1 protein-coding gene is annotated in these 19,174 nt (G+C 48.9%); it reads right to left on the bottom strand.

From position 1 onward, the window contains the following. Positions 1-418: 418 nt before the first annotated feature. The gene (locus tag R7190_RS03055; protein ID WP_318137509.1) at positions 419-19,096 is read right to left on the bottom strand and encodes a tandem-95 repeat protein; all 18,678 of its coding nucleotides are present in this window, start codon (positions 19,094-19,096) and stop codon (positions 419-421) included. Between the last annotated feature and the right edge of the window lie 78 nt (positions 19,097-19,174).

The raw sequence follows: 19,174 nt of genomic DNA, 5'->3' as shown, positions 1-19,174 counted from the left end.
TAAATGACTCTTATACCCAAGTGACTTCAAGATGCAGGATTCAGAGCGTTGTCATTGATTCGGGGTCAAGGAAAACAACGCAGCGTAATAGTCAGCTCTTTCCAAGTTGTTTGACACAGAAACCGAGTCAATGACACGCTCCCGAAGGGCGAGCTGTCTTGGTTTGTATACTTTGTTGTCGATTCTTGATTTAGACCCACTAGACCTTTAAATCGCCGCCGCGTCTACAAACCAAGCCATTCTCGCTGAACCTAACATCTCGAGGTTACTTGGGTATAAACTAGCTAAGAATACTTTTTTCAATTTCCAAGTTTTTTTCTAGAGCTCATAGAAAGAAGCCCAACAAAAAAGCCATGCAAAGTAGGCTCTGCATGGCTTTGGTTTGGGCAGCAATGACACTGCCCTCGTCTAGGACTGGTTACATTGAGCTTTGATCGAAATCGTTGCCTTGGTCAGTACCCGTTTGAGTATCCGAGTCGAAGCTGCCAGAGTCATCCGTGAAGTCAACACCTTGATCTTGACCTCCTGCACTTGTCCAGTCGCTGCCGCCAGATTCCATACCCGCCATATCTGGTTGCTGATCTTGAGCAGAACCTTGCATGGTGTATTGATCATCGACTTCAACTTCAACTGTGCCACTCGCACCTTCTACTGCGCTGCCCAATTCGTCGTAACCTTGGAATTGGATTTCGCTCGTACCTTCGTAACCTTCTGGTAGGTCAACTGATACTGGTTGGTTGAGGTTGCCACTTAATGTGAAGCTACCATCGCCATTATCCAGTGCGTTGCTTACCGATGCACCATCAGGTAGACCGGACATTTCTGCATAATCCACCGATTCGTTACCACTGACCTCATCTGGAACCGAGATAGAAATAGTATCGCCTGGTGCTGCAGTCACATCAGCTGCGCTCTCCTCTTCACTGTCTGCACCGTTTGCTGCTTGCTCTTCAGGCTGTTGCGCTTCGCCAACTTGCTGCTCTGCTGATGCTTGAGCAGTTTGGATTTGTGGCTCGTCGCTTTGCGCTGAATCGTCCGCAACTTGGATGCTCAGATTCTGAGTCAATACTTCACCATTGTCGTTGACCTGAACATCCATAGCCAAATTGCCATCGAAGTCATCGTTCGGCCAGTATGTCCACTCTTCATCACCTGATTTCGCAAAGAAACCAGCATCGTTTGCATCGGCGACATCCAACACTTCTGCAGAAGGGCTAATGCCAAGTTCATCAATCAACTGCGCTTCCGTTAGTGTTAGTGAACCATCATCAGCCAGTGCGTAGCCTTCGCTGGTTATGGTTTCACCTTCACCTTGGATGTCGACATTGAAGAAGCTCTCAATGCGGTTTTCACCGTCAGTTGCAATGAAGCCAACTTGAACATCTCCGGTGTAGCCTTCTGCTGGTGTGAATTGGTAGTTACCTTGGTTATCGGTCTCTATCACACCTTGACCTTCCATTAGGCTCACTGACTCAATGCTCAAGCTGTCGCCTTCTGCATCGCTCAAGGTCGATAGCATGTCATCATTGGTGAACGACAAGGTGCCATCCGCTGCCATTTCTGTGGTAGAAATGCTGTCGATTTCTGGTGAAGCATTCTCTTGTGGTGCGTCTTCTTTCACGACCACGCCTGTTTGCTCATCATGAAGCACACCGTCTTTATCAATCACGTAAGCGATATCCGCTTCACCCGTAAAGCCTGGTGCTGGATTGAATGTCCATGTGCCATCACCGTTATCGACAATTTCACCTTGGCTGCGATCAGCTAGGTGAACGAATTTCACTTCATCACCCGCGTCAGCGTCCACATTCTCTGCCAATCCGATTAGGTCATCTGCGGTTAGTACAACTGGCTCACCCGCTAAGGTTTCGAAGTCACCTGAATCGATGCCATCTTCGAACTCTTCTGGCTCGTCACCATAATCCACCGTTGTTGCGGTCACGGTTACGAAGAACTCGCCATTAAAGTCAGCCGGAGGCGTCATTTGCAGGTCTGAGATATCCCACTCGTTCAAGTCGATGTATTGACCCGGTTCCGTGATGGTAACGGTGTTCACACCATCCGTAACTTCGAAGCCAACAGGGAAACCAGTCATCACTAGGTTACTTAGCGTTTCTGAATCGTCGATCAGACCGACATTCAAGCCTAGGTGACCTGTTTCGTCCTCACCGAAGACTAACGGACCATCATGGTCGGTTGTGATGACTGCGCCATCGGCAACAGGGCGAACAAACACTGGTACATCAAGTACCGTCTCAAACTCACCGTCACTTACCACAACTTGCAAGTCAGAAACCCCTGCAAAATCGCCAGTCGGTGTGAATGTCCAAGTACCGTCACCGTTGTCCGTTACCTCACCACCATATTCACCTTCTGCGGTGATAATGCGTGATACGACTAGGTTTTCAGTGTCGATATCGCCGAACAAGTTCATCAAGTCGCCAGCGTCGAAGGTGAATGCGCCATCCTCGTCGGTTGCCATAAAGGCATTACCCACATTGAATGGAGCATCGTTGACTGGGATGACATCCACATTCAACGAGCCTTCAACCACTTCTTCACCATCCGTCGCGGTGTAGCCCAGTTCCACCAAACCATTGAAGTCTTGAGTGGTCACCAAGTGGTACATACCATCTGGCTGCTGGGTTAATGTCGCGTTTGCAGGAGCACGAACCGTGATGCTTTCTACGCTGATTTCGTCACCATCAAGATCCGTAACTTGATCAGCGATGTAAGCTGGGTCAATCACCATGACCACATCTTCTTCGCCTTGCATCTGGATGGTTGGCGCTTCTGGTGCATCGTTAACCGCTTCGACGTTTAGATTGCCTTCAACCGGCGTAACTAAATCACCATCGCTGACGCCGAACGACATTGGCACATCACCATTGAAGTTCTCAGCCGGAGTGAATGACCAAGTACCATCACCGTTGTCTAGCAAGTCACCGTATTGCTCATCAATCACTAGGTCGACAGCAGACAGTTCATCGTAGGTGTTGTCGATGTCTGTCGCGTTAGCAAGCAACATGTCCTGCGTAATAAGAATGGTGGTATCTTCGGTGCCAGCAATATTCACTGGCGTTGATTGCGGCGCATCGTTAATTGGGTTCACCGTTAGGTCGACGCCCACTTCCACGCTCGCACCATCGTTATCAATCAAGTCGAAACTTAGGTCGATATCGCCATTGAAGTTCGCGTCAGGCGTAATCGTAAAGCTACCATCTTGGTTCTCAACAACGGTTGCATTGGCTACCGCGGTTAAGTTCACCGCTTCTAGATTATCGCTGTCGACGTCACCCGCTTGAGCCAGTAACTGCTCTTGACTCAATGTGATTGAACCGCCTTCATCGACGCTGTAAGCCAAGTCGCCAGATACCGGAGCATCGTTGACTGGCAATACATCAATGTTCGCGTTGGTTGTCGCAGTTGCACCGTCTTCATCAGCGACGACTACGTCTAGGCTTACGCCACCGTTGAAGTTTTCATTTGGTGCGAAGCTGTAAGTGCCATCGTCATTCGCCGTTAGAATGCCGTCACTACCACTGTAAGAGACGCTTTCTAGGCTCACGTCACCTTCCACATCACTTGATTGCGCTAGCAGTTGCTCTTCCGTGAAGATAATGACTTCGTCTTCATTGACAGAGTAACTTGTCGCACCTGCGATTGGCGGATCGTTCACCTCAAGTACCGTAATACCTGCGGTGGTTGAATCCGTCGCACCGTCTTCATCGACAACCACAACGTCAAGGCTCACTTCACCATTGAAGTTCTCGTTTGGAGAGAAGGTGTACGTACCATCACCATTGTCTTGGAAGACGCCATCGTTGCCACTGTAAGTCACACTACTGATGTCTACGTCGCCTTCAATATCCGACGAATTAGCCAGTAGTTGCTCGTCACTGATGGTGATCGAGTTGTCTTCATGTACGGTGTAAGACGTGCTGCCCGCCACAGGTGGATCGTTCTCCGGCGTCACACTCACATCAATGTTGGCAGAGGTCGTATCCGTACCGTCTGACACATCGAAAGTGAAGTTCACATCACCATTGAAGTTCTCGTTTGGAGCGAAGCTGTATGTGCCATCGCCATTGTCAGTTAGGACACCGTCCGCACCTGTGTAAGTGACACCTTCTACCGATAGGTCATCGCCATCGATATCCGTTGCGCCATCAAGCAGATCTTGGTCAGTGAAGGTCAACACACCATCTTCACCAATAGTGAACGCTTGATCTTCTGGCTGCGGTAAGTCATTAACTGGGTTAACCGTTAGGTCCGCCGTTGCAACGATAGTATCGCTGCCATCGTTGATATCGAACGTGATATCAATGTCGCCATTGAAGTTCGCGTCAGGCGTAATGGTAAAGCTACCATCGTCATTAGCCGTAACCGTCGCATCACCGTCAACCACTAGGTTAGAAGCAGTTAGTGCATCGCCTTCTACATCCGTTGCTTGTGCCAACAATTGTTCTTGGCTCAGTGTGATTGAGTTGTCTTCGTCGACACTGTAAGCCAAGTCACCCGATACTGGAGCATCATTGATTGGCAGAACATCAATGTTTGCCGTCGTCGAAGCGGTCGCACCATCTTCGTCCACGACTACAACATCAAGATTCACTTCACCATTGAAGTTTTGGTTTGGTGCAAAACTGAACGTACCATCACCATTGTCGGTAAAGATACCTTCGCTGCCACTGTAGCTCACGCTATCTAGTGCTACCTCACCTTCAATATCGGAAGAGTTTGCCAACAACTGTTCTGCACTGATGGTAATGACTTCATCTTCATCAATGGTGTAACTGGTTACGCCTGCGATTGGTGGATCGTTCACCTCAAGAACGGTAATACCCGCTGTTGTTGTATCAACCGCGCCGTCCTCATCAACCACGACAACATCTAGGCTAACATCGCCTGTAAAGTTTTCGTTTGGTGAGAAGGTGTAAGTACCATCGCCATTAATTTCTAGCACACCGTCGTTACCGCTGTAACTCACGCTGCTGATCGCAACATCACCCTCGATATCAGACGAATTAGCCAGTAGTTGCTCATCACTAATGGTGATCGAGTTGTCTTCATGCACAGTGTAAGACGTGCTGCCCGCAACTGGTGGATCGTTCTCTGGCGTAACTGTTACATCGATATTTGCCGTCACGGTATCCGTGCCATCGGAAACATCGAAAGTGAAGTTCACGTCACCATTGAAGTTCTCGTTCGGTGCGAAGCTGTAAGTGCCATCACCATTATCGGTTAGGACACCGTCCGCGCCAGTGTAAGTCACACCTTCAACTGTTAGGTTGTCACCTTCTACATCCGTCGCGCCTGTTAATAGGTCTGCATCTGTAAAGGTAAGAAGACCGTCCTCACCCACGGTGAACGCTTGGTCTTGTGGCTCTGGCGCGTCATTGACTGGTGTAACGGTTAGGTCAAGACCAGCCGCAACCACTTCTTCGCCATCCGTGACATCGTAACTAAACTCAATGTCGCCGTAGAAGTTCTCGCTTGGAGTAATGGTGAAGCTGCCATCCTCGTTCATTTCAACCGTTGCATTTTCATCATTGGTGCTTAAGTTGATTGCACTTAGGTCATCGCCATCGATATCAACAGCGTGCTCAAGTAACTGCTCTTGAGTTAGCGTGATGCTGTTGTCTTCGGCAGTGACTGCAGTGATATCACCCGTCACTTCTGTTGCATCATTGGTTGGCGAGATATGAATCGTCACATCTTGCGTCGCTGTCGCCGTTGTACCTGTATCCACATCTGTAGAGGTTGCGTTCACGGTTAGCGTCACATCGCCATTGAAGTCCGCAGAAGGAATAAACTCTAGCCCTTCTAGCTCGCCCGGTTGTAGTGACCAAGTGCCGTCACCATTATCGACACCCGCTGATAGCGCGCTGCCTTCTGGCACATCTTCAATCAAGATAGAGAGGTTTTCTGAACCATCGGTATCGGTTAACGCTGCATCGATATCAAGCGGCACTGGTGTATCTTCGGTACCAATGATTTGGTAATCCGCGTCCGCTACCGTGATTTCGATGTTGTCGATGCCGAATGACTCGTCAGGAATACTTTGGTTTAGCGTAGAACCAAAGCCTAACTGAAGCTGACCGTCTTCCACCGGAACGGTTAAGTTAACTTGGTGTGCTTGGTCGTTCCAACCACTGAAGCCTTCACGTTGAGAGGCTCCGTGAATCACTTCACCCACTTCGTTACCGTCAGAATCGTAAAGCGTTGTCGTACCATCTTGAGTACGGAACGCGGAGTTCTCCAAGGTGGTTAGCTGTTCGCCGCCGACAAAGATTTGGAACGACTCGCCATCCCAAGAATCGATTTCGTAGAAGCTAAACGAGATATTCACTTCATTGACATCGCTTGGGATATCGTAGGTTTTGCTGACCGCTTCATCACCGCCAGTGCCACCAATACGACCCAGCATGTCGCCTGTTTCGAAACCTTGTGAACTTTCAGTATTCGCGTTCCAACCGTTCGAGCCAGACTCGAAGTTATCAGAGGCAATTACCAAGTCCGAAGCAATCGACAACTCTGGCATATCAACCACAGATTGAACATCAATGTTCGCTTCTGCAGGAACCGTTACGGTGCCATCGTTGACATCAAACGTCACGTTGACGTTGCCATCGAAGTTTTCATTCGGAGCGAAGGTGTACGTGCCGTCACCGTTATCAACCAAAGTACCGCTGTCAGAAGCAACGTTTTCAACCGTTAGGTTATCACCATCGATATCACCTGCATTTTGCAGCAGTTGCTCTTCGGTGAAGGTGAAGCTGGTGTCTTCTTGCGTAACAAACTGTGGCTGACCAACCGTTGGCAAGTCATTCACTGGGTTCACAGTCAGATCGGCAGTGGCTTGAATGGTCGCATCGCCGTCTGTAATGTCGAAGCTCAGATCAATGTCGCCATTGAAGTCCGCATCCGGTGTGATAGTGAAGCTGCCGTCATTATTCGCAACAACGGTCGCATTGCCGTCAACAGTGAGGTTGGATGCAGTTAGGTCATCGCCATCCACGTCGCCGGCTTGAGCAAGAAGCTGCTCTTGGCTTAGCGTGATAGAACCGTCTTCATCCACGCTGTATGCCAAATCACCTGATACTGGCGCATCATTGATTGGCAATACATCGATGCTTGCATTGGTTGACGCAGTTGCACCGTCTTCATCAACAACGACAACATTTAGGCTAACATCACCGTTGAAGTTTTCGTTTGGTGCGAAGCTGAATGTACCGTCGCCGTTGTCAGTAAAGATACCGTCGGAGCCGCTGTAGCTGACGCTATCAATCGCGACATCACCTTCAACGTCAGAAGCATTCGCCAATAGCTGCTCAGAGCTAATGGTGATGACTTCATCTTCGTTAACGGAGTAGCTGGTCGCGCCTGCGATTGGTGGGTCGTTCACCTCAAGAACAGTAATGTCAGCGGTGGTTGAGTCCGTCGCACCGTCTTCATCTACCACGACAACATCTAGGCTCACTTCACCATTGAAGTTCTCGTTTGGCGAGAAGGTGTACGTACCGTCACCATTGTCTTGGAACACACCATCTGTGCCGCTGTAGCTAACGCTATCAACTGCGACATCTCCTTCGACGTCTGATGAATTCGCCAGTAACTGCTCGTCACTAATGGTGATCGAGTTGTCTTCATGCACTGTGTAAGAGGTGCTGCCCGCAACCGGTGGATCGTTCTCAGGTGTGACTGTCACATCGATATTCGCGGTCACGGTATCCGTACCATCGGAAACATCGAAGGTAAAACTCACGTCGCCATTGAAGTTTTCGTTTGGAGCGAAGCTGTAAGTGCCGTCACCGTTGTCGGTTAGGACACCATCTGCGCCAGTGTAGCTCACACCTTCAACCGATAGGTCATCACCATCGATGTCCGTTGCACCATCCAACAGGTCTTGATCCGTGAAGGTCAACACGCCATCTTCACCAATGGTGAACGCTTGATCTTCTGGCTGCGGCAAATCATTAACTGGGTTAACAGTAAGGTCCGCCGTTGCAACAATAGTGTCGCTGCCATCATTGATGTCGAACGTGATATCAATGTCGCCATTGAAGTTCGCATCTGGCGTGATAGTGAAGCTACCATCGTCGTTTGCCGTAACCGTTGCATCACCGTCAACCACTAAGTTAGTCGCGGTTAGCGCGTCCCCTTCTACATCCGATGCTTGAGCAAGAAGCTGCTCTTGGCTAAGCGTAATTGAATTGTCTTCATCGACACTGTAAGCCAAGTTGCCCGATACTGGCGCATCGTTGATTGGCAATACATCGATGTTTGCATTAGTTGACGCAGTTGCACCGTCTTCATCAACAACCACAACATCTAGGCTAACATCGCCATCAAAGTTGGCGTTTGGTGCGAAGCTGAATGTGCCGTCACCGTTATCGGTAAAGATACCGTCGGAGCCGCTGTAGCTGACGCTATCAATCGCAACTTCACCTTCAACGTCAGAAGCATTTGCCAATAGCTGTTCAGAGCTAATGGTGATAACTTCGTCTTCGTTCACTGAGTAGCTGGTCGCGCCTGCAATTGGTGGATCGTTCACCTCAAGTACTGTAATACCTGCGGTAGTCGAATCCGTCGCACCATCTTCATCGACCACGACAACATCTAGGCTCACTTCGCCATTGAAGTTCTCGTTTGGCGAGAAGGTGTACGTACCGTCACCATTGTCTTGGAACACACCATCTGTGCCGCTGTAGCTAACGCTATCAACCGCGACATCTCCTTCGACGTCTGATGAATTCGCCAGTAACTGCTCGTCACTGATGGTGATCGAGTTGTCTTCATGCACTGTGTAAGACGTGCTGCCTGCCACCGGTGGATCGTTCTCTGGAGTGACTGTCACATCGATATTCGCGGTCACGGTATCCGTGCCGTCAGAAACATCGAAGGTAAAGTTCACGTCGCCATTGAAGTTCTCGTTTGGCGCGAAGCTGTAAGTGCCATCGCCATTGTCAGTTAGGACACCATCTGCGCCTGTGTAAGTGACGCCTTCAATCGAGAGGTCATCGCCATCGATGTCCGTTGCACCATCCAATAGGTCTTGATCAGTGAAGGTCAACACGCCATCTTCACCAATGGTGAACGCTTGATCTTCTGGCTGCGGCAAATCATTAACTGGGTTAACGGTTAGGTCCGCTGTTGCAACAATAGTATCGCTGCCGTCGTTGATATCGAACGTGATATCAATGTCGCCATTAAAGTTCGCATCTGGCGTGATAGTGAAGCTACCATCGTCGTTTGCCGTAACCGTTGCATCGCCATCAACCACTAGATTAGATGCGGTTAATGCGTCGCCTTCTACATCCGATGCTTGAGCAAGAAGCTGCTCTTGACTCAACGTGATTGAGTTGTCTTCGTCGACGCTGTAAGCCAAGTTGCCCGATACTGGTGCATCATTGATTGGTAAGACATCGACTGTGATGTAAGTATCGACCTCTGCACCGTCTTCATCACGAATGGTCACATCCAACTGCACTTGACCATTGAAGTTTTCATTCGGTGCAAAGCTACAAGTACCATCGCCGTTTACTGAGAAGATACCATCTGGACCGTCGTAGCTGATGCCTACTAGCTCAACATCCCCTTCAACATCCGAAGCATTCAGTAGCACTTGCGATTCACTAAAGGTTAGAACTTGGTCTTCATCGATAGTGTATGCAGTAGGACCTGCGATTGGTGGGTCATTTACCTCAATCACAGTAATGCCAGCAGTGGTAGAGTCCGTTGCACCTTCTTCATCGACAACGACAACATCTAGGCTCACCTCGCCACTGAAGTTCTCGTTTGGTGAGAAGGTGTAAGTACCATCACCGTTGATTTCCAGGACACCATCGTTACCGCTGTAGCTCACGCTATCAATCAACACATCGCCTTCAATATCCGATGAGTTCGCTAATAGCTGCTCGTCACTGATGGTAATCGAATTGTCTTCATGAACGGTGTAAGCCGTACTGCCTGCCACCGGTGGATCGTTCTCTGGCGTAACTGTTACATCGATATTTGCCGTCACGGTATCCGTGCCATCGGAAACATCGAAAGTGAAGTTCACGTCGCCATTGAAGTTCTCGTTTGGTGCGAAACTGTAGGTGCCATCACCATTGTCAGTAAGAACACCGTCTGCGCCTGTGTAAGTGACGCCCTCAACAGATAGGTCATCCCCTTCAATGTCGGTAGCGCCTGTTAGCAGATCCGCATCAGTAAAGGTCAGCACACCATCTTCACCAACAGTGAACGCTTGATCTTGTGGTTCAGGCGCATCATTAACTGGTGACACCAATAACTCAAGGTTGGTTGAGACAACATCATCGCCGTCAGACACATCGAACGTAAAGGTGATATAACCATTAAAGTCCGCATCTGGCGTTAAGGTGTAAGTACCGTCGCCATTGTCTGTAATGGTGATGTTTTCATCATCCGTTGCCAAGTTCAGTGCTGTCAGTTGGTCTCCATCCAAGTCACGCGCATTAGCGAGTAAATCTTCTTGCGTAATTAGGATCGAACCATCTTCTTCAACCATCGCTGAAACAGGCAATGCTTCAGGCGCATGTTCAATGTGGGCACCTGTTGCATTGACGTAGATGGTTTGAGAAACGGTTTCAGAATCATTATTTGATAGCTCTGTTGCCGTTGCCGTTACATTGATTTCTAGCTGTTGGTTAAAGTCTTCTGGCAATTGAATCTGTAGCTCTTGTTCAATTGCTGTGGTTGGAAGCGTTACAGAACCATCTGGACCGACTGTCACTTCACCGCTGTAGATCTGGCTGTTCACTTCACCGACATCAATGGTGAAGTTGAAGTCGGTGTAATCGGCATCGCCGCCACCGTAGAGATCTTCAAAGCCGTAAACCAGTTCACCGTCTTCGTTCACAGTAGTTCGGGTATGTTCAATACCATCTTGGTTCAGCTCTGAGCTTGAACCACCATGGAAGACAGCATCACCGAATTGGCTTTGAATCACGGTTTCAGAACCATCAGCGCCAACAAACACGAGTTGTGGGTCAACTGTATCCATGTTCGCAGGAGAGCCATCTGCTGCACGGAACTCGTACTGACCATCTTGCATGGACGCAAAGTCATTGAAGTTATGACCGTTAGGAATTAAGAATAGGTTGAAGCTTTCCCCTTCCGAGATTTGGAAGCTGAACTGATCTTGTCCCGGAACGAGGTCACCGCCGCCGCCAACTTGAGAGGCGTTTTCGTACACCACTTCAACGCCCGTGATGTTGCCATCTTCATCGACTTTGTAGTAACCCGCTGTATTTTGGTAACCCGCGGTTTCACCTTCAAACGTAACCGTGATTTCAGTATCGTTGAAACTGGTGATACCGTTGTCTTGATCGTTAAGTACCCCTTCGTTGTCGTAGCTGATCACCGAACCTTCAGGAACACCATCAACGGTCACAGTCAGCGTTTCTGACAAGTCTTGGTCAACCAATGCTGCGGCGATGTTCACTTCAACAATACCGCCTGGCTCAACCAAGATCGCTTGGTCATCCACGTTTCGACCATCGCCATCAGTGATGACTAGGTCTGGCGCATCTGCCACGGCTTCGATATGGACATTAATGTCTTGCTCAACTTCATCAGTACCGTCAGAAACCGTAAAGCTGAACTGCAAGTCACCACTGAAGTGCTCTTCTGGTACGAAGCTAAATGTACCGTCACCGTTGTCCGTTACAGTACCTTCATCACCCGAGTAGTTAATGCTGGTAACGGTGAGGTCATCACCATCAATATCAATCGCGCCACTTAGAAGATCTTCTTGCGTGAACAGGATGCTGCCATCCTCTTCAATGTGGTACATGCCAGGCGCAACAATTGGAATGTCATTGACTGGGTTCACCGTCAACGTCATTTCATTGGCAACACTCAATTCACCGTCGCTTACTTCATAAGTAAACTCTATGTCTCCATTGAAGTGCTGTGAAGGCGTAACGGTAAAGGTGCCGTCACCGTTATCCACGATAGAGGCATTCGGATCATTGGTTTCTAGTGCCGTTGCGTATAGGTCATCACCATCTTGATCGCTGGCGTTTTCAAGCAGCATTTCTTGTGTCACGAGGATAGAACCATCCTCGTCCACGTCTGCCACGATTGGTGCTGCTTCTGGTGCGTCGTTGACGAACTCAACTTTCAAGTCGATGTTTGCCGCCACCACATCGGTGCCATCGCTCACATCAAACGTGAGGTCAACATTACCAAAGAAGCCTTGCTCTGGCGTTAACGTGTAAGTGCCATCACCATTGTCTGTCACTTGAACCGTATCGCTTAAGCTCGTCACGTTCACAACAGATAAGTCATCGCCTTCGATGTCCGTCGCTTGAGCCAGCAGCTCTGCTTCAGTAATCGTGATGGCTTCGCCGTCTTCTGTGGTGAAGGACAAATCAGGTACATCTGGCAGGTCGTTCACTGGGTTAACGGTGAGGTTTAGATCCGCAGCGACGGTTTCAATCGCGTCAGTTACGTCATAAGTAAATTCGATTTCACCAAAGAAGTTTTCGCTCGGTGTAATCGTGAAGCTACCATCAGCGTTCTCAACGATGGTTGCATTAGGATCGTTGGTCGACAGGTTCACCGCTTCAAGGTTGTCACCATCCACGTCCGTCGCGTTCGCCAACAAGTCTTCTTGAGTGATGGTAATTGAGCCATCTTCATCGACGACCGCATCAACAGGCCCGCTTACCTCTGGACCTTCGTTGACGATCTCAACATCGATCTTCGCAGTGCTTGGTGCGCTTGCTTGACCATCGCTGATGTCGAAGGTCAGGTTCACTTCACCGTAGAAGTTCGAAGTTGGCTCGAAGGTAAAGGTGTTGTCGCCGTTGTCTGTCAACGTACCTTGTGACTGGTCAACAAGCAGTAGATTCTCGATATGAAGAATGTCGCCATCCACATCGGTCGCACCTGATAACAGGTCTTTTGCTTCGATGATGATGGTGCCGTTTTCTAGCATTTGAGTATGCAGCGGTGCACCAGGAACTGGCACATCGTTGACCGGAATAACGGTCAGGTCTAGATGAGTATCGACTTCATCGGTGCCATCGAAGACTTTGTAATCGATATCGACTTCACCATTGAAGTTTTCATTCGGCATAAAGGTGTAAGTGCCGTCGCCATTATCGACAAGCTCACCGTTATCACCGCTGTAAGAGATATCAGAGATAGACAGCGCATCACCTTCCACATCACTTGCATTCGCAAGCAGATCGTCCGCGCTAAACGTAATGCCCACATCCTCATCAGTCGACAATACAATCGGACCAGAAACGATTGGCGCATCGTTTACTGCTTCGAAGTTGATGTTGATGATGTTGTCGTCAGTGAGTTCACCATCCGTAACTTGGTAGCCAAGCTCAATCTCACCGTAGAAGTTCTCATCTGGTGTGACTGTCCACGTACCATCGCCGTTGTCGGTTAACGTAGCGTGCTCCGCGTTATCCCCCACCAGCTCTAGGTTTTGAATATCAAGGACGTCACTATCGATATCACTCGCTTGTGCGAGAAGCTGCTCTTCTGTGATTACCACAGAGGCAAACTGCGTAGAACCTTCGGTATCGATGGTCACATTTGGCAGATCAGCCGTCAGTTCGATTTCACTGTCACCTTCACGGATATTCAGTTCTACCGTTTCAGTGATTTCCGTGCCATCCACACCAATAGATGTGAACACCGCTTCATCATGACAAGTTTGCGAAACCGTCATGTTTTGAACCACGTATGTACCGTTACCTTGAATCGTACCTAACTCAAAGTAAGACACCGGCTCGTTCACCGTTAGGGTGTAATCCGTCTCATAGCTACCACGATCTTCTTTGTGGTAAGTCATCGAGTCGATCAAGTCACCATCAGAGTTGAATGCGCGAATTTCGACTTCGGTAAAGTGGCGAGACTCTTCCATAAACCAGCCGCCTAGACCATCTAGGTGGAAGCTGATTTCGTTGATGTCTTGACCTTCAACAGTCACAGTCAGTTTTTCATCACCGCTCAAGCCTTGGCGGTCAGTATCACCAATACCGTGACCGATGTGTGTTTTACCATTCCACGCACCGAGTGGGTCATCATTACTTTGAACGGTAACTTTCAAATCACCATCAACAAACTCACGTGTGTAAGGGTCAACAGCAGTACCCCAATCATCAAGGCTGGCGTTGTCGTCAAAGGTACCAATTTGACTCGTATGCGTACCGTTTGCCAATGCATCATCATTTGGAATGAAGCGCACTTCCGTGTCTGCAGGAACCTCCTGCCCGACTTCTAGCTGTACCCATTCGTCATTTAGATTTGCTTCAATGATGCCGTTTTCAGGGGCTTGGTCGAGACGTAACGCAGGCTCTTCACGCAGAGAAACACCCACTGTTTGGTCTTCTTCTGCTTGAATAAAGATCTCGTCACCCGCTTCTGGCGCATCGTTGACAGGATTAACGGTCAGATCCAACGTGGTCAGAACATCATTTTCGCCATCGCTGATGTTGTAAGTGAAGTCCAACTCACCATTGAAGTTTTCCGTATGCGTAATCGTGAATGAACCATCATCGTTGGCTACGATCGTCGCATCCGGATCATTGGTTTGTAGATTGCTGGCAACAAGGTCATCACCTTCAATGTCTGTCGCATTCGCAAGCAACTGTTCTTGCGTGATGGTGATGGCATTATCTTCATCCACTTCAGCTTGAATGCCTGATGTTTCAGGTGCGTCGTTCACCGCGATAACATCGATGCCTGCGGTTGTCGTATCCGTTGCACCATCTTGGTCGATGACCGTAACGTCGAGAGAAATGTTACCGTCAAAGTTCTCATTTGGCGTGAAGGTATATGTGCCGTCGCCATTGTCCACGAAGCTACCGTCGTTACCAGAGTAGCTAACATTCGCCAAGGCTACATCGCCTTCCACATCAGAAGAGTTAGCTAACAACTGCTCGTCACTAATGGTGATTTGACCGTCTTCTTGAACCGTGTAAGACGTAGAACCGGCAACCGGTGGATCGTTCACTGGTGTCACGCTGACATCAATGAATGCTGGTGTTGAACCTGTGCCGTCAGACACATCGAATGTGAACTGAACATCACCGTTGAAGTTCTCATTCGGCGCGAAACTATAAGTGCCATCACCATTGTCGGTAAGTACACCATCCGCACCTGTGTAGAGAACGTTTTCGATAGACAGATCATCGCCATCAATATCCGATGCACCTTCCAATAGGTCTGCATCCGTGAACAGCAAGGTGCCATCTTCTTCTACCGTGAACTGTTGATCTTGCGCTTGTGGCAAGTCATTCACAGGATTAACCGTAATATCCAGACCAACTTGTACCGAGCCGCCATCGTTATCAATGATATCGAAGGTCAGATCTAGGTCACCGTTGTAGTTTTCATCTGGTGTGATGGTGTAGCTGCCATCATCGTTGTATTGAATTGTCGCGTTGTCATCTGTCGATAGATTGATGGCTTCAAGGTTCTCGCTATCAATATCGCCCGCTTTGGCAAGCAGTTGCTCTTGGCTTAGCGTAATTGAGCTGTCTTCGTTGATGGTGTAAGCCAAATCACCCGATACTGGTGGATCGTTGATTGGCAATACGTCGACATTGATGTGCGTATCAACGGTTGCCCCATTCTCATCTTGAATGGTCACATCCAACTGAACTTGACCATTGGAGTTCTCGTTTGGCGCAAAACTACAAGTACCATCGCCATTGACGGTAAAGATACCATCCGAGCCTTCATAGCTGATGCCAACAAGCTCTACATCACCCTCGATATCAGATGCGTTGGCAAGAATTTGTGACTCACTGAATGTCAGTACTGAATCTTCATCAATCGTGTAAGACGTTGGACCGGCAACTGGAGGGTCATTCACTTCAATGACGGTAATGCCTGCGGTCGTTTCGTCAATCGCTCCTTGCTCATCCGCCACAATCACATCAAGGCTGATGTCACCACTGAAGTTCTCATTCGGCATGAAGGTGTAAGTGCCGTCACCGTTGTCTTGGAATACGCCATCGGTGCCTGAATAGGTCACGCTATCGATGGACACTGCACCTTCCACATCTGAAGAGTTAGCCAGAAGCTGCTCGTCGGAAATGGTAATCGCGTTGTCTTCATCAACCGTGTAAGACGTTGAACCCGCAACCGGAGGATCGTTCACTGGAGTGACGCTCACGTCCACGTTGGCTGGTACGGTCTCAGTACCGTCAGAAACACCAAAGCTAAAGCTGACATCGCCGTTGAAGTTTTCATTTGGTGCAAAGGTGTAAGTACCATCACCGTGGTCAGTCAGCACACCATCGCTGCCTGTGTAGCTAATGCCATCAACCGTTAAGTTATCGCCATCGATGTCGGTCGCGCCAGCAAGCAAGTCTGCATCGGTAAACTGAAGCGTGCCATCTTCTTCAACACTGAACTGCTGGTCTTGAGGAACAGGAAGATCGTTAACTGGATTAACCGTTAGATCCGCCGTTGCTTGGATAGTGTCTGTGCCATCTGTAATGTTGAATTGGATATCAATGTCACCATTAAAGTCCGCATCTGGTGTAATCGTGAAGCTGCCATCATCGTTCGCTGTGACGGTTGCGTTTCCATCTACAGTCAAATCGCTAGCAGTCAGGTCATCGCCCTCAATATCAGACGCTTGAGAAAGAAGCTGCTCTTGGCTGAGCGTAATTGCACCGTCTTCATCAACGCTGTAAGCCAAATCACCCGATACTGGCGCATCATTGATTGGCAATACATTCACATTGATGACGGTATCAACTTCTGCTCCATCTTCATCTCGAATGGTCACATCAAGTTGAACTTGCCCGTTAAAGTTCTCGTTTGGCGCGAAGCTGCACGTGCCATCATCGTTAACGGTGAAAATGCCATCCGGACCATCGTAGCTAATGCCAACAAGCTCTACATCGCCTTCCACATCAGAGGCATTCAACAGCACTTGCGACTCACTAAAGGTCAGAACAGAATCTTCATCAATGGTGTAAGAAGTTGGTCCTGCGACTGGTGGATCGTTCACTTCCAGCACCGTAATGCCAGCAGTGGTGACATCCGTTGCGCCTTCTTCATCAGCGACGACAACATCAAGCGTCACTTCACCATTAAAGTTTTCATTTGGAGAGAAGGTGTACGTACCGTCGCCATTGATTTGCAACACACCATCGCTGCCAGAGTAGCTCACGCTATCAATCGAGACATCCCCTTCTAGATCCGAAGAATTTGCCAACAGTTGCGCGTCAGAAATGGTAATAGAGTTGTCTTCGTGAACCGTGTAAGACGTTGAACCAGCCACCGGAGGATCATTCACCGGCGTGACGCTCACATCTACATTCGCTGAAACCGTATCTGTGCCATCAGATACGTCGAAGCTGAAGTTCACATCGCCATTGAAGTTCTCATTTGGCGCAAAGCTATATGTGCCATCTCCATTGTCAGTTAGAACGCCGTCGGTGCCTTCATAGCTGATTCCCGTTACAGAAAGGTCATCGCCTTCAATGTCGGTAGCACCTGCAAGCAGATCTGCATCAGTAAATTGAAGAGTGCCGTCCTCTTCCACACTGAATTGTTGGTCTTGAGGAACAGGCAGATCGTTGATTGGATTAACGGTTAGGTCAGCGGTTGCTTGAACGGTATTCGTGCCATCTGAGATATCGAAGCTGATGTCGATATCACCATTGAAATCTGCGTCCGGCGTGATGGTGAAGCTACCATCGTCATTTTGAGTCACCGTCGCATTGCCATCTACCGAAAGGTTAGAAGCCGTCAGTGCATCGCCTTCCACATCGGAAGCTTGCGACAACAACTGTTCTTGACTCAAACGAATCGAGCCATCTTCGTCCACCGAGTAAGCAAGATTGCCAGACACTGGCGCATCATCGACTGGCGTAACACTGACATCAATGTTGGCAGAAACCGTATCCGTACCGTCGGACACATCAAAGCTGAAGTTTACGTCACCATTGAAGTTTTCATTTGGCGCAAAAGTGTAAGTCCCATTACCGTTGTCGGTCAGGATGCCGTCACCACCGTCGTAGCTTACGCCCTCAACTGTTAGGTTATCGCCTTCAATATCCGTTGCGCCAGTAAGCAGGTCAGCATCGGTGAAGATCAGCGTACCATCCTCTTCAATCTCAAAGGTTTTATCTTCAGGCACTGGTGCGTCATTGATTGGACGAACAGTTAAATCAATCGAGCTAGAAATGGTTTCTTGACCATCACTGATATCAAACGTTAAGCCGAGTTCACCATTAAAATCAGTATCAGGTGTGACGGTATAAGTGCCATCACCATTATCCACAACGGATGCATTAGCACCCACTTGCACGTTGAATGCGGCAAGATCATCGCCATCAACATCACTCGCGTACCCGAGAAGTTGTTCTTGCGTGAAGGTAATGGTGCCATCTTCATCCATGATGTATGCCAGATCTTGCCCTACTTCTGGCGCGTCATTTTCACCTTCGACTTTAATTTGGAACGTTTCGCTCGTAGTTTCGGAGTCGAAATCGTCTTCTACTTGCGTCGTGGTTTCTTCGCTGGTGTCTTGTACATCCACCGCGAAGCTCTCTTCAGTGGTTTCTGAATCTAGCTCGTCACCACCTTGAGAACCTTCAGAGTCTGAAGAAGCACTTGGCGCAGATGAAGTTTGTACCGCTTGTCCTTGCGCTTCATTGCCTTCTGCGTCCGAACCACCTTCAGAGCCAGAGGCATCACCACCACCGACCGCTTGGGCACCCGCCCCAGAATCCGAACCACCGCTGCCCAGAGCCTGGTCACCTGATTCTCCGCTAGAAGCTACACTATCAACAACATTGGATTGTGTAGCGTCAGAGTCGCTGCTACTTTCAGTATCCTCTTCTTGAACTGCGCCACCCGAGCTCACTGCTTCTTCTTCCGTACCCGCGCCACTAGGATTTTCTTCCATCGCACGATTGGCTTCATCAACAGCATCTGCACTTTCAGCACCGGTCGCTACAGTCGAAGAGACGGTCGACTGCTGTTTTTCTTCTTTTGTCCCCGTATCCTTCGTTTCTGTTTGCTCTACCGCATCGTTAAGCTTTTCATTGTCTTTTTCTTGATTAGTGTCGCCTGCCATTACAGCCTCCGTTGCTTTTAGCTAACTGATCGTATTTAGAGGCAGTAAAGGACACCATTTTTAGAAACCAACTTTTTT

The sequence above is a fragment of the Vibrio sp. 1078-1 genome (genome assembly GCF_033340475.1).
This window is presented reverse-complemented; position numbering and strand designations above follow the sequence as displayed.

Bases quoted from the DNA above. Each gene is read 5' to 3' on its own strand.
- R7190_RS03055 (WP_318137509.1), bottom strand. From the start codon at position 19,096: ATGGCAGGCGACACTAATCAAGAAAAAGACAATGAAAAGCTTAACGAT.